Source organism: Ruminococcus sp., assembly GCF_019417665.1.
Taxonomy (GTDB): domain Bacteria; phylum Bacillota; class Clostridia; order Oscillospirales; family Ruminococcaceae; genus Ruminococcus_C.
The window spans coordinates 1-20,516 of the sequence record NZ_DXUU01000018.1 but is presented as its reverse complement, the minus strand read 5'-3'; the positions used below and the strand labels follow the sequence as shown (position 1 = coordinate 20,516).

18 protein-coding genes are annotated in these 20,516 nt (G+C 48.8%); 12 read left to right on the top strand and 6 right to left on the bottom strand.

The window, feature by feature from the left end:
- From thiS to QZ375_RS06435, 6 genes are all read right to left on the bottom strand, one after another.
- Positions 1 to 198, bottom strand: coding sequence for a sulfur carrier protein ThiS (thiS, locus tag QZ375_RS06460; protein ID WP_295217027.1), 198 nt, complete (start codon positions 196 to 198; stop codon positions 1 to 3).
- A gap of 196 nt (positions 199 to 394) precedes the next feature.
- On the bottom strand, positions 395 to 1,171 hold the full coding sequence (locus QZ375_RS06455) for a histidinol-phosphatase (protein WP_295217025.1): 777 nt from the start codon (positions 1,169 to 1,171) through the stop codon (positions 395 to 397).
- A gap of 13 nt (positions 1,172 to 1,184) precedes the next feature.
- Positions 1,185 to 1,814, bottom strand: a complete 630-nt coding sequence (locus QZ375_RS06450; RefSeq protein ID WP_295217023.1) for a DUF308 domain-containing protein — start codon at positions 1,812 to 1,814, stop codon at positions 1,185 to 1,187.
- A gap of 54 nt (positions 1,815 to 1,868) precedes the next feature.
- On the bottom strand, positions 1,869 to 4,499 hold the full coding sequence (locus QZ375_RS06445; protein ID WP_295217019.1) for a transglutaminase domain-containing protein: 2,631 nt from the start codon (positions 4,497 to 4,499) through the stop codon (positions 1,869 to 1,871).
- A gap of 13 nt (positions 4,500 to 4,512) precedes the next feature.
- Entirely contained in the window at positions 4,513 to 5,628 is a 1,116-nt protein-coding gene (locus tag QZ375_RS06440) for a DUF58 domain-containing protein (protein ID WP_295217016.1), read from the bottom strand.
- Between the two features lie 5 nt (positions 5,629 to 5,633).
- Positions 5,634 to 6,578: a MoxR family ATPase gene (locus tag QZ375_RS06435; RefSeq protein ID WP_295217013.1), complete on the bottom strand. Its 945-nt coding sequence runs from the start codon at positions 6,576 to 6,578 to the stop codon at positions 5,634 to 5,636.
- Positions 6,579 to 6,906: 328 nt separating this feature from the next.
- On the opposite strand from QZ375_RS06435, the gene QZ375_RS06430 reads away from it, so the two are divergent.
- From QZ375_RS06430 to QZ375_RS06375, 12 genes are all read left to right on the top strand, one after another.
- A complete protein-coding gene (locus tag QZ375_RS06430) occupies positions 6,907 to 7,440 on the top strand; it encodes an inorganic diphosphatase (RefSeq protein ID WP_295217011.1) in 534 nt (177 codons plus the stop codon).
- A 65-nt stretch (positions 7,441 to 7,505) separates the two neighbouring features.
- Positions 7,506 to 8,657 carry a ribose-phosphate pyrophosphokinase gene (locus QZ375_RS06425; protein WP_295217009.1) on the top strand — a complete coding sequence of 384 codons (1,152 nt, stop codon included), beginning with the start codon at positions 7,506 to 7,508 and terminating at the stop codon, positions 8,655 to 8,657.
- Between the two features lie 320 nt (positions 8,658 to 8,977).
- Positions 8,978 to 11,614 (top strand): alanine--tRNA ligase, encoded by a 2,637-nt coding sequence (gene alaS / locus QZ375_RS06420; RefSeq protein ID WP_295217006.1) that lies wholly within the window; start codon positions 8,978 to 8,980, stop codon positions 11,612 to 11,614.
- Between the two features lie 12 nt (positions 11,615 to 11,626).
- Positions 11,627 to 11,989, top strand: a complete 363-nt coding sequence (locus QZ375_RS06415; RefSeq protein WP_295217004.1) for a histidine triad nucleotide-binding protein — start codon at positions 11,627 to 11,629, stop codon at positions 11,987 to 11,989.
- A 13-nt stretch (positions 11,990 to 12,002) separates the two neighbouring features.
- The gene (locus QZ375_RS06410) at positions 12,003 to 12,545 is read left to right on the top strand and encodes a phosphoribosyltransferase family protein (RefSeq protein ID WP_295217001.1); all 543 of its coding nucleotides are present in this window, start codon (positions 12,003 to 12,005) and stop codon (positions 12,543 to 12,545) included.
- Between the two features lie 13 nt (positions 12,546 to 12,558).
- A complete protein-coding gene (locus tag QZ375_RS06405; protein WP_295216998.1) occupies positions 12,559 to 14,622 on the top strand; it encodes a ComEC/Rec2 family competence protein in 2,064 nt (687 codons plus the stop codon).
- On the top strand, positions 14,619 to 15,374 hold the full coding sequence (locus QZ375_RS06400) for a hypothetical protein (RefSeq protein ID WP_295216995.1): 756 nt from the start codon (positions 14,619 to 14,621) through the stop codon (positions 15,372 to 15,374). The genes QZ375_RS06405 and QZ375_RS06400 overlap by 4 nt, the downstream gene beginning before the upstream one ends.
- A 14-nt stretch (positions 15,375 to 15,388) precedes the next feature.
- Entirely contained in the window at positions 15,389 to 16,435 is a 1,047-nt protein-coding gene (holA, locus tag QZ375_RS06395) for a DNA polymerase III subunit delta (protein ID WP_295216992.1), read from the top strand.
- Between the two features lie 2 nt (positions 16,436 to 16,437).
- Positions 16,438 to 17,019 carry a DUF4093 domain-containing protein gene (locus QZ375_RS06390; protein WP_295216989.1) on the top strand — a complete coding sequence of 194 codons (582 nt, stop codon included), beginning with the start codon at positions 16,438 to 16,440 and terminating at the stop codon, positions 17,017 to 17,019.
- 15 nt (positions 17,020 to 17,034) lie between these two features.
- Positions 17,035 to 18,411 carry an MBOAT family O-acyltransferase gene (locus tag QZ375_RS06385; RefSeq protein WP_295216986.1) on the top strand — a complete coding sequence of 459 codons (1,377 nt, stop codon included), beginning with the start codon at positions 17,035 to 17,037 and terminating at the stop codon, positions 18,409 to 18,411.
- A gap of 16 nt (positions 18,412 to 18,427) precedes the next feature.
- Complete coding sequence (locus tag QZ375_RS06380) at positions 18,428 to 19,603, top strand: DHHW family protein (RefSeq protein WP_295216983.1); 1,176 nt, start codon at positions 18,428 to 18,430, stop codon at positions 19,601 to 19,603.
- Positions 19,596 to 20,465: a PHP domain-containing protein gene (locus QZ375_RS06375; protein WP_295216981.1), complete on the top strand. Its 870-nt coding sequence runs from the start codon at positions 19,596 to 19,598 to the stop codon at positions 20,463 to 20,465. The genes QZ375_RS06380 and QZ375_RS06375 overlap by 8 nt, the downstream gene beginning before the upstream one ends.
- Positions 20,466 to 20,516 lie beyond the last annotated feature (51 nt).

Genomic DNA, 20,516 nt, shown 5'->3' with positions numbered 1-20,516 from the left:
TCAGCCTCCTCCCATAAATGCGACCACTTCAATGACATCACTGTCGCTGAGCTGTATCGTTGCATAGTCTGCTTTGGGAACGATTTCACCGTTTCGCTCTATTGCGATCCGCTGTATCTGATATCCCTGTTTCTGTAAAAATTCCAGCAGCGTCTGAGGGTTATTCAGGGAGAACTCTTTTCCGTTCACGTGCATCATATATCCTCCTTCGAATTGTGAATAAACGGCGTGAAATGTCGTTAAATTCCATCGCCGGATCTGAAAAAATGCCGTATTTTTGGCATATAGACAGAAAATGGGCTGCACCCGTGGTGGTGCACCCCATTTTCTTACGCTTTTTCAGTTCTTTTTTATTATACCACAGATAAGTGCGGCTGTCAAGAAAAAATTTTGATTATCGCTCAATTACGCCCAATCCCGGTAAGAAATCCACGATCGGCAATTCAAACTTTTTCGCCATCTTCCGGCAAGCAACGATATAATCCGCATTGGAAAGCCGATCCGGTGTATGGGCATCGCAGCCGATAATCACGGAATTTCCGGCTTTCTTGGCAATTTTCAGGAATCGCTCTGAGGTGTAGTGCCGGTTTTCCACTACGCCCAGCAGATTGATCTCCACGGGGATGTCATGGGCTTTCAGATACTGACACAGCTTGAGGAAATATTCCTCGTACACCTCATCCGGACCAGTGAAGTGGAAAAGATCCGGGTGCGCCACATAGGCGTATTTTCCCGTTTCCATACCAGCAATGACCGTGTCCACATATTTTTTCAGTTCTGCCTTGGAATCCGTAGGAAATCCCGTGTACGGCGCAATCATTTCGTTGGCTGTGAAATGCTGCCCCAGGATCATATAGTCGATGGGATAGCCCTCCAGAAGCTTTTCCTGATCTTCCATCAGTTCTGGGATATACTCTGCCTCAAATCCAGCATAAATGGTGATATCCTTTGCATATTCCCGTTTCAGATCTTCCATAGAATAAAAATAATCATCCAGCTGTTCCGGGAACATACGGGTGCGTGAAACATATCCCTCCGGGAATACCCAGGGACAATGATCCGAAAATCCAAGCACTTTCATGCCGGAAGCGATTGCCTGTTCCACATATTCTTTATCTTCGCCCCATGCGTGCTGACATCGGGCAGTATGCGTGTGATAATTTGCGATCATATTCAATGATTCCTCACTGTTCTTCTGTAGAATTCGCCTTATCGGCAGTGTCTGTGCAGACCGTTTCCACCACAGCGGCGGAAGATTTTGGCACAGAGATCCGAGCAAGTACTTCGTTGACCATGCGCAGAACACCGCTGATGATCATCAGGATACCGATGATATTCCAGCCGGCATTCTGGTTCACAAACAGCACATAGATGAGGATGAACACGCCCAGCAGGCAGTTTGTGATGGCAAAGATCATGGGAATGAGCACGCTGGAGTTTTCCTTGCGGAAGGTCATAGTGTTCACTGCGCCGGAAATGCCGCTTGCCAGAATGCAGATGCCGATAAGTATGGGGATCAGTGTATTTACCGTAAAGGGCACGATGATCAGAATGGCACCGATCACCATAAGTATTATGCCGGTCACAAGATATTGTGTCTGTACCTCAAATTTGCGGCGGGATGCGTAAATGACCACTTCAATGAGACCAATGAGTGCGATCAGAATGCCAAAGGACAAGAAGATCTTGTTGAATAGGCCTTCGTTGACCAATAGCAGAATACCCATGCCAATGAGACAGAGGGGCAGTATAAAGGGGAGCAGTACATAAAGGGTGCGCCTGGAAGATTTGGACTTCGGGGATTTTGGTTTCATAATAGACTCCTTTCGCATTAAGGCAATACTGCACAGAGATTGTACAGTACTGTCTTAGATCAGATGCAGTATATATTTCATGCAGATCCGTTTCAGCGGATCGCAGGATGCGTAAATGGATTGCGCCAGTATCTGAACAGATGCAGCAGCTTCTGCCTGAGCAGCTTTTTCTGGAACTTTTCGCCCCAGATCTATTGCCAGCGTCATGGGAATAATTTGCGCAGCAGCCTCAGATGGCAGGTGCTTTTTCTCCAGATGCCGCACTGCTTTTTCGCAGAAGTCCATGAGCAGCTGTCCGTCATACCGCAGTCCGCTCCACCGCAGCAGGCGGAAAAGATATCGATATGCCGTCAGGACTGCTTGCCGGGGATGTTTTGTATCCAGTATAATACGATTTCGGCGCCGGATATCCCATAGCCGCAGGAGAACAACAGTGCCGATCAGAATCCCGCCAAGCAGAATACTCAGCAGCGTCCGCACAAGCCACGGGGGAATGCTGTTGTGTGCAGATTCTAGCGGCAGGGAATTTCCATCCCCGGAATTAGCTGCACTTCCTGGTATCATTTCGTTATTGCTTCCCAAAGCACTCTCTGATGTTGTTGTGAATGTCAGTGATGTCTGACTGGCTTCTGTCACTGCGGCTTCTTCTGTAGCAGCGGCAGTGGATTCCGCAGTAACAGGTTCAGTTGTTTGTGTTGAAGCGCTTGTGCCATAATAACCCGGTGTCATTTCAAAGGGCATCCATCCATAGCCGTCAATGTAAAACTCACACCAGGCGTGTGCCTGACGGTCTGTCAATGTTACAGTGTATCCATCGTCGTTGATTTCAGCGCTTTCCAGGATATCCTTTCCCACAAGATAGCCTTCACAGTATCGTGCTGGGATGCCCAGATACTGTGCCAGGATCGTTCCGGCGGTAGCGTAGTGTACGCAATAGCCCTTTTGGTTTTCCATGAGAAAAAAGCTGATGAAATCACGTGTGCCGGGCGTTTTGCCGGGAGCTGTAGTGTATTCTGTGCGCTCTGCCATCCATGCCCGGATGTCAAGAAGTGCCTCGTACTGTTCTGCTGCTGTTTTTGGCTGCTGTTCTGTGAGAGATGCCGGAAGTGCGGCGTAGACTTCTGTCAGCGCCTCCTCGTCAGGCAGATTTGTGTAAGCTTCTTTTGCATAATCACGGTATGCCAGGGATTCCATGAGCATTGCCGGAAGGACTTTTCCTTGGATTTCCTCCGGAGAATTCGCCGCCTGGGATTCTGCAAAACGTGTGCTGATTTCTGTGCTGTTATTTGAAAATCCCAAAGTATTCAGAAATTCCTGTACTGTTGTGCTTTTTCCGGTATCTGTTGCTGTCAGCCGGTATTCCTGGAGATCAGAATCTGCCAGCGCAGCAATTACCCAGGTCTGTGGGGCGGAGACTGTCCAGGAATATGTTTCCCGGTCGTTGGGACGTACATTCCAATCGTCAGGAAATGACACGTCCGAAGAAAAGGAAACATAGGGCTGGTAATACCGGGAATCCTGTTTTTCCGGGATAACTGTGCAGGTGAATGTTCCTGAATCCGGCAGAAGAGAACGCTGGAATAAAAAGGGGAAATTTTGTGGAACACAATCGTAGCTCTCAATGATATTATATACGATCTCCTCGTTGACAGCATCTGTGTCTTTGGAGGGAACAGCCCAGCTGTTGTTTTGGTATTCGCTGGCTGTAAAGCCTTTCAGATACATGGTGCTGTCCGGAAGCATATCAAAGGTCAGCGTCAGTTCCGGTTCATCTTGAAAGTGCAGACTGGATTTTGTGCCCAGTTTTGACACACGAGATGTGCTTTCAAATCCCAGTGCTGCGCCAAGCATCCGGAGACTCTCCGGGAGATTCTGGATATCAAAGTTAGAAAGACTATCACTCAGATCGTTTTTGCGCTGCCTGTCTGCATCGGAACGTGTGTATCCGCTTAGCATTCCCAGAAGAACAACGGCAGTATATACTGCCAGCACAAATAATGCTGTGACAGAACCACAGACAGCTGCCGTGTGCCGGGCGGATTTCGGTTGTGTATCGCCTGTGCACCGTATAGCCAGCCGCAGTGCCAGCATACCGCACCAATATGCCAGAAGCGGTGCCGTGGCGATCGGTTTTACAGAAAGCCCCAGATATAATCCTGGCTCCAGGAGCAGGAACGTCACTCCAACGGTCAGCGTGAAATGGGGATGTTTTATGGTGAAAAAAACAATGAAATATGCCAGCAGGACTGCAAAGCAGCAGGTAACCAGAGTGACGCAGGATATAGGGTCATATGCAGTGGAAACTGCGAAATAGGGAATGTCCGTATGGTGGGCATTGCTGTAAATGGTATTGATGATGTATTGTATGCCTGCAGTAGTGTGATTGACACGCAGCACCAGCACAACAGCCACCAGAAGCAAACATCCCCCGGTGAGCCATCCGCCGTATCTGGGCATTCGTTGGGAAACTGTTCCAAGAAGAAAACCAGCTGCGGCAGTGATACATACCAATCCGGTATGGCATTCCGGCTGGTACAGGGAAAAGAGCGATGTTAATGTGCCGGCGAATCCCATCAGTGCCAACAGAAGTGTCAGCAGATTCCAACTGTTTCGTCTGGATCCGGACATGGCATAGGTTGGGTCAGACCGGATGTGCAGAGAAGAGGGAGTTGTTGTATATTTCATAGCATCGTCCTTTTCATGTGAGGGAGCCTGTGAGAACTTGATATACTGTTTCTGCTGCGTGTTGGGGTGAAATTGTCCATCCACCGTTTCCGGCAGATGTTGTATCTGCGAAAAAGATTGTCATATCTTCCGGCGGTACAGCGATGCTGTCGGCAATGCAGAATGGGATCTGTTCACCGATTTGTTCCAGCGTGTTCCAACAGGCGGAAGGGTTCGTTCCTGGCGGCGATGCCAGAAGGGAACGAAGAATAGGCATCAGTTCCTTTGGTTCGGAGAGAATATAATGTTGGCACTGCGTTTCCCAACAGATCAGCAGGGTAACAGAGTTGTCATCACTGCAAGCCATTTTAACAAAGGCTGTTAGTGCTTCCAGCATGGCATCCAGTCTGTCACCAGATGTTGCCGGTTGGGGATGCAGAGCATAGAGAAACCCCAGAACTATCGGTGATTTGACAGGAATGCCATATTCTCGGACAACTGGTTCTGGGAAACGGCTGCTGAGTTTCCAGTGGATCGCACGCATTCGGTCACCATTCCGATAGCTGCGCACACCCAGTAATTCTTCTGGCTCTGTAGTAAGCTGCATCTGTGCCGTTTGATTTTGACTGCCGGAAATATGTGCCTTTTCTCCAGGTTGTGGAACAAGGGGCAGAACCAGAAGGCTTTGGGACTGAACCACAGCGTTTCGGTGGGAAAACAGATGCAGCAGATCGAATACACGAAATTCCATCAGTGCAAGGCGGATCTCTCCGCAGTGTTCTGGTTCTACAGAGACTGTCAACCGTGCTGTACCGTTTGCCGGAACAGCAGTCTGGAACTCCCATGCCTCCCCGTCCCCAAGTACCATGTTATTTCCTTGAAGTATGAGCTTCACTGTACCGATGGGCAGCCGGGTGGGATTTCGCAGAAGGACGGTACAGGAAGAGGTTTCGCCGGGATGCATCGATGCAGCAGACACGGTCATCTGTATCGTCAGTTTTTTTCCTGTATAATGCGCCATTACAAAAAATCCCAGGGGCAGGAGCAGCATACTGATCAGCAGATAGATGGAAAATTCCGGGAGATAGAGCATAGAAAACAAATAGACGATGCCTGTCAGGAGCAAGTACAGCAATTTTGCATACCACATAAGCGTCACCGTTTGTCCGGCGCCGGAACAGGAACCCGGCGGATGATCTCTTCTAGGATCTGTTTTGGCGATGTACCGTTTTTGACAATGAGGCGATGCGCCAGCACATCCTCGCAAAGGGGAACGATATCATCTGGCAGAAGATAATCCCTCCCACGAAGCATTGCCATTGCTTTTGCCGCTTGTACCAGTGACAAAGTGCCCCGTGGACTGACTCCTAGCGTTATCTGGGGATGCTCTCTGGTTGCCTTGGAAATGGATGCGGCATAATAATAGAGTCGATCGTCCACATAGACCGAAGCAGCCTGCTGTTGCAGCAGCAGAAGTTGTTCCGCAGTGATCACCGGGCGTATCTGTTCCAGAGGATTCTGGACAGCTCTTCCCCGGAGAATGGCGACTTCCTCCTGGATCTGGGGATAGCCCATGTGCAGCCGCATCAGAAAGCGATCCAGCTGAGATTCCGGCAGGGACTGAGTGCCCACACACCCCAGCGGATTCTGGGTGGCAATGACCAGATGGGGTTTTGGCAGTGTGTATGTTTTGCCCTCTACTGTTACATTACCCTCTTCCATGGCTTCCAGAAGTGCCGCTTGAGTCTTGCTGGAAGTGCGGTTGATCTCGTCAGCTAGGAGCAGGTGACAGAACAGTGCGCCTGGCTGAAAGATGAATTTTCCTGTTTCTTTCTCATAAACAGAAAATCCTGTCAGATCCGACGGCATTACATCCGGAGTAAACTGGACACGTCGGCAGGAAAGCCCCAGTGCCCGGGAAAACGCCATGGCAAGTGTGGTTTTTCCCACACCCGGCATGTCCTCCATGAGAACATGCCCTCCAGCGAGAAATGCAATAAGTACTTTTGTCAGGATCAGATCTTTTCCCACCACCGCTTTGCGTACTTCGGCGAGAATGGAAGCGAGGAGTGTATTGGATTGTGCTGCAGCTGTCGGCATGAGAACCTCCTGGAAAAATAAAACTTGTCTCTATATTCTGTAAAGACCAGAAAATCCGGTCATTTTATCATTCTTTACATTTTTTTCATTATATCATTTTTTTCCCCATTTGGCAAGTGTATGATATGACTTTTCCGCAAAATCCGTTCCATATTTTTTGTTTGCTTTCGGTTAAAATGGCAAAAAACATAGAAAATCACAAAAAACGGGGCGGCTTGTATTGACAAAACCATAAAAAATGGTATACTAAATAAGTACAGGTCTTTCAGCGGGCGGCAGTCTGTGCAGCTGAGGGACAATGCTTCTGACGGAAAGGAAAAGGAGATCCATGAATATCTGGCATGATATTAACCCGAAGCGTATTACAGTGGACGAGTTCGTTGCGGTAATTGAGATCCCGAAAAACAGTAAGGTCAAGTATGAGCTGAACAAAGAGACTGGCATCCTGGAAATGGATCGTATTCTCTACACTTCGACTCATTATCCGGCAAATTATGGTTTTATTCCGAGGACTTTTGCAGATGACGGTGACCCTCTGGACGTGCTGGTGCTTTGCTCAGAGACGATCCATCCTATGACTTTGGTTCATTGCTATCCTATCGGCGTGATTCATATGATCGACAACGGACAGCGTGACGACAAGATCGTTGCGATTCCCTGTAACGACCCGACTTATAATACGTATCATAACATCGACGATCTGCCCCGTCATATTTTTGAAGAGATCGTACACTTCTTCCAGGTGTATAAAGAACTGGAACATAAGACCACGGCGGTAGATGAAGTGGAAGATGTCTATGCAGCAAAGGAGATTATTGCCGCTGACATTGAGCATTACATCGACAAATTCTGCAAGGGATAATTTTGCCGGAAACCGGACGAAAATGTGCCGGTGCGGTGATTGAAATAGAAAGAGGTATTTGAGTTATGGTATCAGCATCAGACATTTTGTTCAACCACGGAAACAGCGTAGCCCCTCTGGGACTGATCGCTATGGACGGCGCAAAGGAACTGGGAGCTAAGATCAATGACTATCTGGTCGATTGGGCACACAAGGGCGGTTATGACGTGGATACATTTCTGATCGAGTGCGAGTGCCCTCGGTTTTCCTCTGGCGACGGAAAGGGACTGATCAAGTCTACCATCCGGGGCAAGGATCTGTTCATCATTGTGGACGTGGGTAATTATAACATTAAGTATCAGATGTTCGATCAGATGAATGCCATGTCCCCGGATGATCACTATCAGGATTTGAAACGCATCATTCAGGCAACCAGCGGCAAAGCGCATAGAATCAATGTGATTATGCCGATCCTTTACGGCGGACGTCAGCACCGCCGGAACTACCGGGAATCTCTGGACTGCGCCTGCGCATTGCAGGAACTGGCACAGATGGGTGTTTCCAACATCCTGACCGTAGATGCACATGATCCGAGAGTGCACAACGCCATTCCTCTGATGGGCTTTGATAATATGATGCCGTCCTATCAGGTACTGAAAACCATGTTTCAGACGGTGCCGCATCTGAAAACTACACCGGACGAGTTTATGGTCATCAGTCCAGACGAGGGTGCGCTGAACCGTAATATGTATTATGCTTCCATGCTGGGCGTACAGATGGGCATGTTCTACAAGCGCCGGGATTATTCTAAGATCATCAGCGGCCGCAATCCCATCGTGGCACATGAATATCTGGGCAATTCTGTTGAGGGCAAGGATGTCTTTATTGCAGACGACATCATTTCGTCCGGTGAATCTATGCTGGATATTGCCTATGCGTTGAAAGAACGCAAGGCACGCCGGGTATTTTGCTATGCGACCTATGGTCTCTTTGTCAATGGTATGGAGAAATTCGATAAGGCATACGAGGACGGCTATATCAATGCGGTGTTCAGTACCAATCTGACTTATCGTACCGAAGCACTTCTGTCCAGGGAGTGGTTCCACGAGGTGGACTGCTCGAAGTATATTTCCTACTTCATTGCCGCGTTGAATCACGATGTTTCTATCGGTAATGTCATTGACCCCAACGCTAAGATCAAGGCACTACTGGAACGCAGAAATCAGGAGAATTCCTGATCGTATAAGGAAGACTTCACAAAAAAATCGTTGACATTTCGCATAAAATTTGCTATACTAAGACTTGCGAATATTTTTATGGCGATGAACGGAATAACTGTAGCTTCTGCTGTGCAGAGAGGGCGTGTTTGGTGGAAACGTCTCAGCAGGATACAGGTGCTCCCCGTGAGCCTTTCTGAGAAATCAGAACGCAGGCACTGCGTTATAGTGCATCGAGGGAAATGTATTGTATTTCCGAATTTGGGTGGTAACACGAAGGCCTTCGTCCCATTTGGCGGCGACGGCCTTTTTCTATTTTAAATAAAGGAGTTTTTATTCAAATGAAGTGGCAAGGTGTAAATGAATTAAGAGAAAAGTATCTGTCTTTCTTTGAAAGCAAGGGACACACTCGTCTCTCCAGTTTCTCGCTGATTCCCCAGGGGGACAAGAGCCTTCTGCTGATCAATTCCGGTATGGCACCGTTGAAAAAGTATTTTCTGGGTCAGGCAGTTCCGCCGAATACTCGTGTGACGACCTGTCAGAAGTGTATCCGTACCCCGGATATTGAGCGAGTGGGACAGACTGCCCGTCATGGTACCTATTTTGAAATGCTGGGCAATTTCTCTTTTGGTGACTATTTCAAGATCGAAGCGATCAGCTGGGCATGGGAATTCTTCACCAAGGTACTGGAAATGCCGGAGGACAAACTCTATGTTTCCGTCTTTGAGAATGATGACGAAGCCTATGACATGTGGACACAGAAGATCGGCGTATCCCCAGAACATATGGTACGTTTGGGCAGAGAAGATAACTTCTGGGAACATGGTTCTGGTCCCTGTGGCCCCTGTTCGGAAATTTATTTCGACCGTGGCCCAGAAAAGGGATGCGGTAAGCCGGACTGCAAGGTGGGGTGTGACTGCGACCGCTATGTAGAAGTCTGGAATCTGGTATTCAGCCAGTTTGACAGCGACGGCAATGGTCACTATACAGAGATGGAACACAAGAATATTGATACTGGCATGGGGCTGGAACGTCTGGCTTGTGTCATGCAGGGTGTAGACAATCTGTTTGAGGTAGATACCGTACAGAATATCATGAAGCATGTGTGCCGCATTGCCAATGTAACATATGGCGCAGATGAAAAAACAGATGTGGCACTGCGTGTCATTACTGACCATATCCGCAGCACAACCTTTATGATCGGTGATGGCGTTATGCCATCCAACGCAGGTCGTGGATATGTACTCCGCCGTCTGCTCCGCCGTGCGGCACGTTACGGCAGACTGATCGGCATCGAAAAGCCGTTCCTCTATGAAGTCGTAGAGACTGTGATTCAGGAGAATGCCTGCGCATATCCGGAACTGGAGGAGAAAAAGGCATATATCCGCAAGATCGTGGAGGAAGAGGAAAAGACCTTTGCAAAGACCATCGACAAGGGCTTTGATTTGCTGTCCAGTATTCTGGAACAGCTGAAGACAGAGGGTAACACTATGGTATCCGGCGAGGATGCATTCAAGCTCAGTGATACCTATGGTTTCCCCATCGACCTGACAGAGGAAATTGCCGCAGAACAGGGCATCTCTGTAGATCGGGAACGTTTCACAGAACTTGTAGGCGAGCAGCGTACAAGAGCACGTGAGGACTATATGAACAAGGCAGGCTCTTCCTGGGCAGATGGCGGCGTTCAGATCGAAGCACCTGCTACTGCTTTCACAGGATATGCCCACACTGCCGAAGAGGATGCCAAGGTCGTTGCCATTTTCCGCGACAGCCAGCCTATGGAAGCTGCCGCAGAGGGTGAACCGGTGGTGATTGTTCTGGACAAGACACCGTTCTATGCAGAAAGCGGCGGACAGATCGGCGATTCTGGTGTGATCAGCACACCAGAAAGCACATTCCAGGTAGAGACTACCAGCAAGACGGAGGACGGACATTTCCTGCATCTGGGTGTTATGACCGAGGGTGAACTGCGTGTAGGCGATACGGTCTCTGCGAGAATTGACGCAGAAAAGCGTGCAAAGACCATGCGCAACCATACCGCAGCACATCTGCTTCAGGCAGCCCTGCGTACCGTATTGGGTGACCACGTGCACCAGGCTGGTCAGCTGGTAACCGATTCCCGCTGCCGGTTCGACTTCTCCCATTTTACAGCTATGACTCATGAGGAGATCAAGCAGGTAGAAGCAATCGTCAACGAAAAGATCCTGGCGGCAATTCCGGTTGTGACCCAGGAGCTGCCCATTGAAGAAGCACGCAAGATCGGTGCAATGGCGCTGTTTGGCGAAAAGTACGGTGATATTGTCCGGGTTGTCAGTGTAGAGAATTACTCCGTAGAATTCTGCGGCGGTACACATGTGGACAATACGGCAAAGCTGGGACTGTTCCGCATTCTGTCGGAAAGCTCTGTGGCATCCGGCGTGCGCCGTATTGAGGCGGTTACAGGTACCGGCGTGCTGGAACTGCTGGCTTCCTATGAGGAGACCATGGCGTCTGCCGCAAAGGCAATGAAGCTGAGCAATACCACAGATCTGGCAGCACATTGTGCTTCGTTGATGGCTGAAAATAAGGAAAAGGATCGTCAGATCGAATCTCTGAATCAGAAGATCTCTGATGCAAAGATGGCAGCAATTTTTGACAATGCCAAGGAGATCAGCGGCGTAAAGATCGTTTCTGCAATGCTGAACGGCACGACTCCTCAGGTACTGCGTAAGATGGGCGATACCATTAAGGATATGAAGGGGCCGGTCATTGCTGTACTCGCCAGCGTCAACGGTGAAAAGGGGAATCTGGTATGCGCTTGCTCTGCGGCAGCCCGTGAAAAGGGTGCACATGCCGGAAAGATCGTACAGCGTGTGGCTGCTGTTACCGGCGGCAAGGGCGGCGGAAAGCCGGACAGTGCTATGGCAGGTGTTGGAAAGACCTATATGGTAGACGAAGCACTCATGGCGTTGGAGGGCATTGTCAAGGAATTTATTTGAGGAGGAATCATCATGGAGGATTGCCTGTTTTGTAAAATTATTGCTGGGGAGATCCCCAGTACAAAGGTGTATGAGGACGATACGGTTTATGTGTTCAAGGATATCAACCCTATTACACCGATTCACTATCTGCTGATTCCGAAGCAGCACATCTGCTGCGCCGCAGCCATCACTCCGGAAAATTCCGCTGTGGTAGGACATATTTACGAAGTCGCTGCAAAGATCGCTGAGGAACAGGGCTTGAAGGATGGCTATCGTATTGTCACAAACTGCGGTGAAAATGCCGGTCAAACCGTATTCCATCTGCATTTTCATATGCTTGCAGGCGTGAAAATGGGCTGGGGTGCTGACGCAGTACAGCCGGTGGAAGAATAAGGAGGTACTGTCTATGGCGGCATACTATACGCTGCACATTGCTGGGCTGACACGGGAGCTGAAGATATGCTCCATCAGTGAAAAGCTGGATATTGCAGCCTTTATTCTGTTCTCCGATGTGGAACTGACAGAGGCATGTGCCAGAGAACTGGCGAAACGGGTGCCGGCGTGTGATTATATTCTTACGGCAGAATCCAAGGGTATTCCCCTTGCTTATGAAATGTCCCGGCAGATGCATGTGCCCTATATTGTAGCGCGAAAATCTGTGAAAGGGTATATGACGGATGTGCTGTCTGTGCAGGTGAAATCCATTACTACGGCAGCGGTTCAGACCCTTTATCTGGACGGCGATAAAGCGGCGTGGATGAAGGGCAAACGTGTACTGATCGTAGACGATGTAGTCAGCACTGGAGAATCTCTGCGTGCATTGCAGCAGCTGGTAAAAGCAGCAGGCGGTGAGATCGTTGGTAACGCTGCACCACTGGCAGAGGGTGACGCTGCTTCCCGTGATGATTTGATTTATCTGGAACAACTGCCGTTGTTCTTCAAGGATTGAGGACAGGGCAGATATGAGACGGACGATGGTATGGATCGGCATTCCGTGGCTTGCGGGGCTGTTTCTCGGAGCGACATGCCGGACATCCGTGACGATGTGTCTGCTTCCGGCGGCTTTTATGCTGCTGGGAGCATTCCGTCTATTCCGGCGTATTACCACTGGACAGGCACTCTGTATTGGTATATCTTTGACGGCGGCAGTTGGTGCTGTGATGGCGTATTCGGCACTGGTCTACGCACCTGTTGCCGCACACGATGGCACCATGGCAACTTTTTCTGGTAAGGTGGCTTCTGTTACCGTTTATGACAATGACCGGGCTTCCTATCAGGTGAAAGGGGAATTTGCTGACGGCACTTCTGCAAAGATTCTGGTCTATACAAGCGATCTGGGTGCGAGATATGGCGACCAACTGGATGTCGCCGGGGAATTTTCTACACCAGAGGTGAATTATCTCTGGGACAGCAAGGCATATTATCAGGCGAAGGGTATTTTCCTGGAAGCATCCTCGGATGCGTTTGTGCAGTGTACCCCGACAGAAAACGGAAAGCTTATCCGTATGCTCCAGGCATACCGGGAGCGCATTTCCACCCGTATCTGTGTTCTTGCCGGAACAGATGCCGGTGGTATGGTCAGCGCTATGCTGCTGGGGACAAAGGAAACTATTTCTCATGAGACTGACCAGCTTATGACCCATCACGGTATCCGCCACGTGGTTTCTGTATCCGGTTTGCATCTGGTGTTATTGCTGAGCGTTTGGATGTGGTTCTGTCGGCGGCTGCATTTGCATCGCTGGCTGAGTTTCGGCAGTTCTGGCATATGGGTGTTGTTGTATGCGCTGATGGTGGGAACGCCTGTTTCTATTGTCCGTGCTGGAATCATGTATCTGTTGATGCAAAGTGCACCGCTCTTTTTCCGCCGTGGGGATACGTGCAATTCTCTGTGCTTCGCTGGAATTCTTCTTACTGTGGGAAATCCCTATCTTATTCTGGATGCCTCCTTCTTGCTGTCTATGGCAGGGACTTTCGGGATCGGTGTCTTTGCACCCTGGCTGACAAAGAAAATGCAGCAGAAAAAATTTCCCATGAGCATATTCCGGCGGCTGACAGCATTAGGCTGTGTTTCTGTGTGTATTTTTCCGGTGACCATGTTCTATTTCCGGGAGGTTTCTGTTGCTGCTCCAGTGGCAAACCTTCTGTTGGTACCCATTTGTTCCCTGATGCTGACGTTGTCTCTTGGTATTTTTCTGACTGGCGGCGTGGGATTTGTGGCGAAGCCTATTTGTCTGCTGCTGCGCTGGCTGTACGATTTGCTGATGCTCTTCGCTTACGGTTTGCGGGAACTGGTACCTGTCATGTTTCCCACTGGTTGGGATATGCTGCCAATACTGACAGGACTCCTTACTGCCTTTGTGTTACTGATCTTTCTCCAGAAGCATGGCCGCCGGGCAGTGGCAGGTTCACTGGTATTGTCATTCGTGATTCTTCTTGCAGGACAAATGGTGTATCGGCTGGGCGAACGCAATAGTTTTACCATTGCGGTACTGGGACAGAAGCAGGAGATGGTACTGGCGGTGACCTATCACGGAAAGACAGATATCATTGACCTGACAGGGCATCATAAGAACCCGGATTATGTCCAGGCATATCTGTCGGAGCGTGGCATTCGCCGGCTGGATTCTCTCTGCCTGACCAAACGTGCTGACCAGATGCGCATTGCCTATCCCACAACGCTGGGATTTGTGGAGGCAGAGGAAACGGCAGTCCCTACAGACTGCTGGATTCCGCCGGATGCAGAATTGATGGGAACGATACCGCAGCAGACAGATGCGCTGGTGCTCAGGGATATGCAATATGCGATTACACTGGAAAATGGCGTTGTGGAGATCGAGTATGGAACACTGCGATTCTGCATTGGCACGAAGCTGTCAGAATTGCCCGAGGGCACATGGGATGGTGTCATTTGTACCGCATGGAACGGTGAGGCGGATGTACTGCCAGAGCAGACGTATTGTAAGGAGACGTCTTTGTGTATCCGGGTGAGGGAAGATGGTTCGTGGAATGTGGAGAAATTGATATGAAGCACAGAAAAATCTGGATATGTTTTGGGCTAGTTGCAGCGCTGTTTTGTGGATGCACTAAGATTTCAAATGAAACATCCAGCAGTACATCTGAAAACAACAATACGATTTCGTACTGTGCTAAGGAGGAATCGGCGGAAAATCGGATCTATTTTCATTATCCTCAATTGGAAGAAACAACAGAAAATGCGGAAAAAGTGAATGTACAGATAACGTCCTTTGTGCAGGATGAAATCCAGAACTGGTTTAACGGTGCTTTTTCTGGAGAAATGAAAGCGTCTCCGGAAGAATGGGTATGGGATAACGATGTTTATACAGATTGTGCAATGAAAGTGGAATATACCATTGTACGAAATGATGCTGATTATTTTAGTGTTACATTTGATGGACTATATAACCATAAACGAACTCCGCATCCTACGAACTATTTTCAGGCTTTGACAATTGACAAGCATACTGGTGAATTTATTTCTATGTCGGACTTATATACTGTAAACAGTGATTTGGTGCAGCTGATTCAGGAAAAAATACCGGAACAATTTGCGGAGAAATATGGAGAAACTTCGGAAGAAATCACACAAGCAGCAGAATATGTGCAGAATGCACTGAATGAAGACGACATGCGTGACGATGAATATTCCATTTTTATGACAGAAAAAGAACTTGGTATTAGTATTTCTTTAATATATGCTCTGGGAGATCACTTTGAGGTTATGATTCCATATGAAGAATTAGAAGCATTTAAAAAATGAAAGGAGCATTCACCATGCCAACCTGTGATCCAAAACAGCTCGCTGCCCAGATTCGCAAGGGGGGACTGCAAAACCTCTACTACATCTACGGTGCAGATCTGGTGCAGGTGCGCCAGCTGACGGCAGCGCTTGTCAAAAAAGCCACTGGCGGCAATGCAGATATGGCGCTGACGAAATTTGACGGGCAGAAGCTGGAACTGAAAGAACTGGAAGACGCTTCCCGGCAGTTTTCCATGTTTGCGGCGTATAACTGCATTCAGGTACATGACCTGAATGCCGATTCTCTCCGGGAAGATCAGATGAAACAGCTGTTGGAACTGCTGTCTGAGATCGGCGGTGCAACAGTACTGATTTTCGATATTACCGGCTTTGACCCCAAGGATGGCAAAAAAACACCTCAAGGCAAGAACAAAAAGCTCATTGACTGTGTAGCAAAGTACGGTACAGTCTGTGAAGCAGTACAGCGAACGCCGGCAGTGCTTGCAAAGGAACTTTCCGGACTGGCGGAAAAACGAGGCTGTATCCTGCCGCCGGACAGTGCGGAAGAACTGGTGCGGCTCTGTATGGGGAATACCTTGATCCTGCGCAGTGAACTGGAAAAACTCTGCGCTTATGCAGACAAGGGAAATACCATCACTGTTGCCATGGTACGGGAGGTAACCTCACCGCAGCTGGAGACTACCGTCTTTAATCTCGCCAGAGCTGTTGTTTCCCAGCGCCCCAAGACGGCAATGGAAGAACTGGATAAACTTTATGCCATGCGTACCAACCGGACATTTATTGTTCACGCCATTGCTTCATCCTTTTTGGATTTGTACCGGGCGTCAGCGGCATTGCGTGCCGGAAAACAGCCAGGGGATATGAAGCAGGATTTCGGCTACCGCTTTGATTTTATGGTGCAGAATGCCTTTCGGGATTGCCGTCGTCTGCCGCCGGAACGGCTTCGTGCTTGCATCCGGGTGCTCCGAGATCTGGAGGTGGAACTGAATTCCACTTCCGCAGAGGAGCGCACTTTGCTTGAAGCGGCAATTGTAAAAATGCTTGCCATTGCAGGAGGTTGACAATGATACACATCGCACAGGCAATTATTGTAGAAGGAAAATATGACAAGATCAAGTTGTCGTCTATTCTGGATGCGGTGATCCTTGTCACAAATGGATTCCGGATTTTTCACGATCCGGAAAAGATGGCACTGATCCGTTATTATGCCAAGACGACAGGTGTGATTATCTTGACGGATTCTGATACCGCCGGGTTCAAGATCCGCAATTACCTGAAAGGCGCTATTCATGACGGAACGATTTCTCATGTATACATTCCCGATATCTATGGTAAGGAACGCCGCAAGGAAAAGCCTTCTGCGGAGGGAAAGCTCGGCGTTGAGGGCATCGACAAAAAACGTCTGTTGGACGCCTTTGCAAAGGCAGGTGTGCTGACAGATGAGATACCAGAAAAAACTGACCCCTTGACTCGTTACGATTTGTATGAACTGGGCCTTTCCGGTAGTGCAGACAGCAAGTCCCGCCGGAAAGCCCTCCAGAAAAAGCTGGGACTGCCGGATCTGCTTTCCGCAGCCTCTCTGCTGGAGGTACTCAATACCATGATGACAAAACAGGAATTGTCACAGCTGTTGGAAACTATATAACACAGGAGATTATCCATGCAATTTGCTTCTTTCACCTTTCTTTTTTTGTTTTTTCCCATGACCCTGGGAATCTATCACCTGACGCCGCAGCGCTGGAAACGGGATGTCATGCTTGCTATCAGCGTGCTGTTTCTGCTGGGCGGCGGATGGCTTGCAGCATTGGTATTACTCTTGCTCACTGCTGCCACATATGGTATCGGATTGCTGCTGGAGCATTTGCGCACCCGAAAAAAATTATCTGGACTGGTGCTGTTTGGAACGGTTCTTGTGTATCTGAGTGCATTGATCCTCCTGCGCAGTAATTGGATGCAATCGTGGGAATTTTCTCTGCTGCACGGAAAGGATCTCTTCCCACTGGGGTTGGCATTCTTTGTCTTGCAGGGTATTGGCTATTGTACAAATGTGCGCCGGGGAAAATATTATGCAGAGCGGAATTGGCGGCAATTGTTTTTGTATATGCTGTTTTATCCACGTCTGATCATGGGACCAGTGGTACCATATCCTGTGGCACTGAAATCTCTGTGTGAGCCGACTTTTTCCATGCAGCAGATCGGCGCAGGCATGACCCGTTTTTTGGTGGGACTGGGGAAAAAGCTGCTCCTGGCAGACAATGTGGGGATGCTGTTTCAGACAGTGAATCAGGTAGATCCCTCAGGCTACTCCATTATTGCGGTATGGCTTGGGGCATTGGCACAGCTGGTATCCCTGTATCTGGAATTGTCCGGTTATGCAGATATGGCAATCGGTCTGGCGCTATGTTATGGAGTACATCTGCCGGAAAGCTATGGAAAATCTTTGTTTTTCCCCTCAGTCACAAAATTTGCCGATCAGTGGAACCGTACGGTGGTACAGTGGTTCTCCCATTATGTTGGGACACGTTTTCATGGAAAAAATCAATTGCTGCATTTATTTGCCGTAACGATCACCTGGGGTTGTGTAGGCTTGTGGTATGGATTCCGGCTGCCGACCCTGATTTTCGGGCTAGGCATTGGTTTCTGTATCTGGATGGAGCATCTCATCGGTCAAAGTAAACGTTATGTGGGTATCCGCTATGGTATTACTGCACTGCTGCTTTCAATAGGTGCAGTGCTTCTGATCCAGCCGGACATGACTTCTGCATGTGAATATCTGAATGTAATGTTCGGGATGGGACATTTCACTCCCGGCGAAGCGGACAAGAACTTGCTTTTCAGCTATGGTCTGGTACTTTTACTGTCTGTGTATGCAGCGTCCGGTAACTGGCGGACAGTACTTTGTCTATTGGAGGAAAAGTCCTGGTATCGGATGATACGGATCCCGCTGACAGTTGCGGCAGTTTTGTTATTGCTGTGCTGCTGTACTGCGGTATTGATCAGTACTGGCGGTACGGTAGAAATGCAGCTGATGCTGTGAGAAAGGCGGTGCATTTATGAAAGTCAAACAACCTCGCCGCTGGAAAAAGCAGACCAAAGCCCAACAAAAAGCAGCTGCCCAGCGAGTGACTGGACTTTTGCTTTGGATGATACTTTTTGTATTTGGTATTTCAGCATTCATATGCGCTTGTATTTCTGGACAACGCAGTGATTCGGATACAATGCTGAAAACTTGTTCTCCTTCTTTGCAGCAGATGGCAGACAGCATGCTTTCTCATCGTGTTCCCGGACGGAATACGTTAGTGCGGACAGTGACAAACTGCATTGCGGCAGCTGGCGGAAACCGGGTAGGAGATGTCTATCTGACAGAGGAACGGCTTTTGGAATGCCCCGAACAGTTGGATGCTGAACAGCTGTCCGAAACGGCATCGCTTCTGAATCAATTCTATACAGTCTATGAGATCCCTACCTGTGTCATTGCTGTACCGTCGGCAGGAGAATTTTATAAAGATACACTTCTGGAGGGAATGTCCTATCCCTCCCAGATGCCGGAGATTGACAAATTCTATCAGCAGATCTCCTCGCCCATCCGGAAGATCGACGTTTACCATGTCCTTTTTACGGCAACGGAAGATTATATCTATAACCGGACAGATCCTCGCTGGAGCGGCTATGGTGCCTATTGTGTCTACCGGAATGCTATTCAAAAAATGGGATTTGCACCCATTGCCTATGACCAGTATGCTGTCATTCATGTAGATTCCTTTCGGGGTAGTCTGTACGACGCCTGTCTCTATGAAAAAGTGACGCCGGATATTCTGGATGTGTACACCTGTGAGTCCGGCAGCAGTGTCACAGAAATGACAGCTTATTTGACAGACGGCACAAAGGAGGAACGTCAGCTGTATGAGATACCAACAGATAGCCAGGCAGACCCTTATGCCTTTTATTTGGGGCAGGATTGTGAGAGGCTGGTGATCCGTACAAATCTGGACAATCAGAAGAAGCTGCTGCTTCTCAAAGATTCCTATGCAGACTGCATGATTCCTTTTTTGCTTCAGCATTACAGCGAGATATGCATCATTGATGTGACCTGTATGGAACATACTTTGGAGGAACTGACAGAGGTTTCTGATCACACTCAGGTGCTTGTACTCTGTGATGCAGACACTTTTGCAGAATCGGAATATTTTAAAGATATCCTGACCGGAGAGGAGAAGGCATATGATTGACCTGCATATTCACACCAACTGTTCTGACGGCGAATTTTCTCCAGAGGAGACCATCCGTATGGCACATGAGGCAGGGATCACAGCGGCAGCCGTCACAGATCACGACACAGTTTCTGGTATTGCTGCCGCTGCAAAAGCTGCCGCAAACTATGGCATCACATTTTTTCCGGGTATAGAAATCAGTGTACAGGGCGGAAAGGAATTGCATATCTTAGGGTATGGCATTGATCCCTACGATCCGGGCTTGTTGGAATTCTGTTCTAAGCATACTAGGGATCGCAAGGTGCGTTGCGGTAAAATGTTGGCATATCTTCAGGATCATGGCGTAAATATGACATTGGAGGATGTACGCCGCTGCAATGATGGCAGAACCACAGGCAGACCGCATTTCGCAAGGGCACTTGTAGAGAAAGGCTATGCATCATCCGTACAGGATGCTTTTGATCGCTATCTGACAACGCCGGAATTTTATGCCCGTGTGGAACGGCCGAAGCCCCTGCCAGCTGATGGTATCCGGGTTATCCGGGAAGCTGGGGGTGTCGCTGTTCTGGCACATCCTCATCAGCTGAAGCTGGCGGAACAGGAATTGGATACATTGCTGGTTCAATTGAAAGAAATGGGCTTGCAGGGCATCGAAGCTTATTACAGTCGTCACACATCTCGGCAAACGGCGTGCTATCTGGCATTGGCGGAAAAGCATGATTTGCTGTATACCTGCGGTTCCGACTTTCATGGACCTGGCGTCAAACCAGATATTGCTCTTGGAACTGGCATTGATAAGAATCTCTGTATTACAGACCCTCGAATTCCGAAACAGTTATCACTGGCGATCCAGAAGCAGAACCGTTTCAAGTGTATTTAGAGCCTGTTCAGCATCTTTTTTCGCACGTCTTTTCGGCAAATTTTGCCGTTA

Bases quoted from the DNA above. Each gene is read 5' to 3' on its own strand.
- QZ375_RS06425 (WP_295217009.1), top strand. From the start codon at position 7,506: ATGGTATCAGCATCAGACATTTTGTTCAACCACGGAAACAGCGTAGCC.
- QZ375_RS06445 (WP_295217019.1), bottom strand. From the start codon at position 4,499: ATGAAATATACAACAACTCCCTCTTCTCTGCACATCCGGTCTGACCCA.
- QZ375_RS06410 (WP_295217001.1), top strand. From the start codon at position 12,003: ATGGCGGCATACTATACGCTGCACATTGCTGGGCTGACACGGGAGCTG.
- QZ375_RS06390 (WP_295216989.1), top strand. From the start codon at position 16,438: ATGATACACATCGCACAGGCAATTATTGTAGAAGGAAAATATGACAAG.
- QZ375_RS06375 (WP_295216981.1), top strand. From the start codon at position 19,596: ATGATTGACCTGCATATTCACACCAACTGTTCTGACGGCGAATTTTCT.
- QZ375_RS06435 (WP_295217013.1), bottom strand. From the start codon at position 6,578: ATGCCGACAGCTGCAGCACAATCCAATACACTCCTCGCTTCCATTCTC.
- QZ375_RS06440 (WP_295217016.1), bottom strand. From the start codon at position 5,628: ATGTGGTATGCAAAATTGCTGTACTTGCTCCTGACAGGCATCGTCTAT.
- alaS (WP_295217006.1), top strand. From the start codon at position 8,978: ATGAAGTGGCAAGGTGTAAATGAATTAAGAGAAAAGTATCTGTCTTTC.
- QZ375_RS06450 (WP_295217023.1), bottom strand. From the start codon at position 1,814: ATGAAACCAAAATCCCCGAAGTCCAAATCTTCCAGGCGCACCCTTTAT.
- QZ375_RS06405 (WP_295216998.1), top strand. From the start codon at position 12,559: ATGAGACGGACGATGGTATGGATCGGCATTCCGTGGCTTGCGGGGCTG.
- QZ375_RS06415 (WP_295217004.1), top strand. From the start codon at position 11,627: ATGGAGGATTGCCTGTTTTGTAAAATTATTGCTGGGGAGATCCCCAGT.
- QZ375_RS06400 (WP_295216995.1), top strand. From the start codon at position 14,619: ATGAAGCACAGAAAAATCTGGATATGTTTTGGGCTAGTTGCAGCGCTG.
- QZ375_RS06430 (WP_295217011.1), top strand. From the start codon at position 6,907: ATGAATATCTGGCATGATATTAACCCGAAGCGTATTACAGTGGACGAG.
- QZ375_RS06385 (WP_295216986.1), top strand. From the start codon at position 17,035: ATGCAATTTGCTTCTTTCACCTTTCTTTTTTTGTTTTTTCCCATGACC.
- QZ375_RS06455 (WP_295217025.1), bottom strand. From the start codon at position 1,171: ATGATCGCAAATTATCACACGCATACTGCCCGATGTCAGCACGCATGG.
- QZ375_RS06380 (WP_295216983.1), top strand. From the start codon at position 18,428: ATGAAAGTCAAACAACCTCGCCGCTGGAAAAAGCAGACCAAAGCCCAA.
- holA (WP_295216992.1), top strand. From the start codon at position 15,389: ATGCCAACCTGTGATCCAAAACAGCTCGCTGCCCAGATTCGCAAGGGG.
- thiS (WP_295217027.1), bottom strand. From the start codon at position 198: ATGATGCACGTGAACGGAAAAGAGTTCTCCCTGAATAACCCTCAGACG.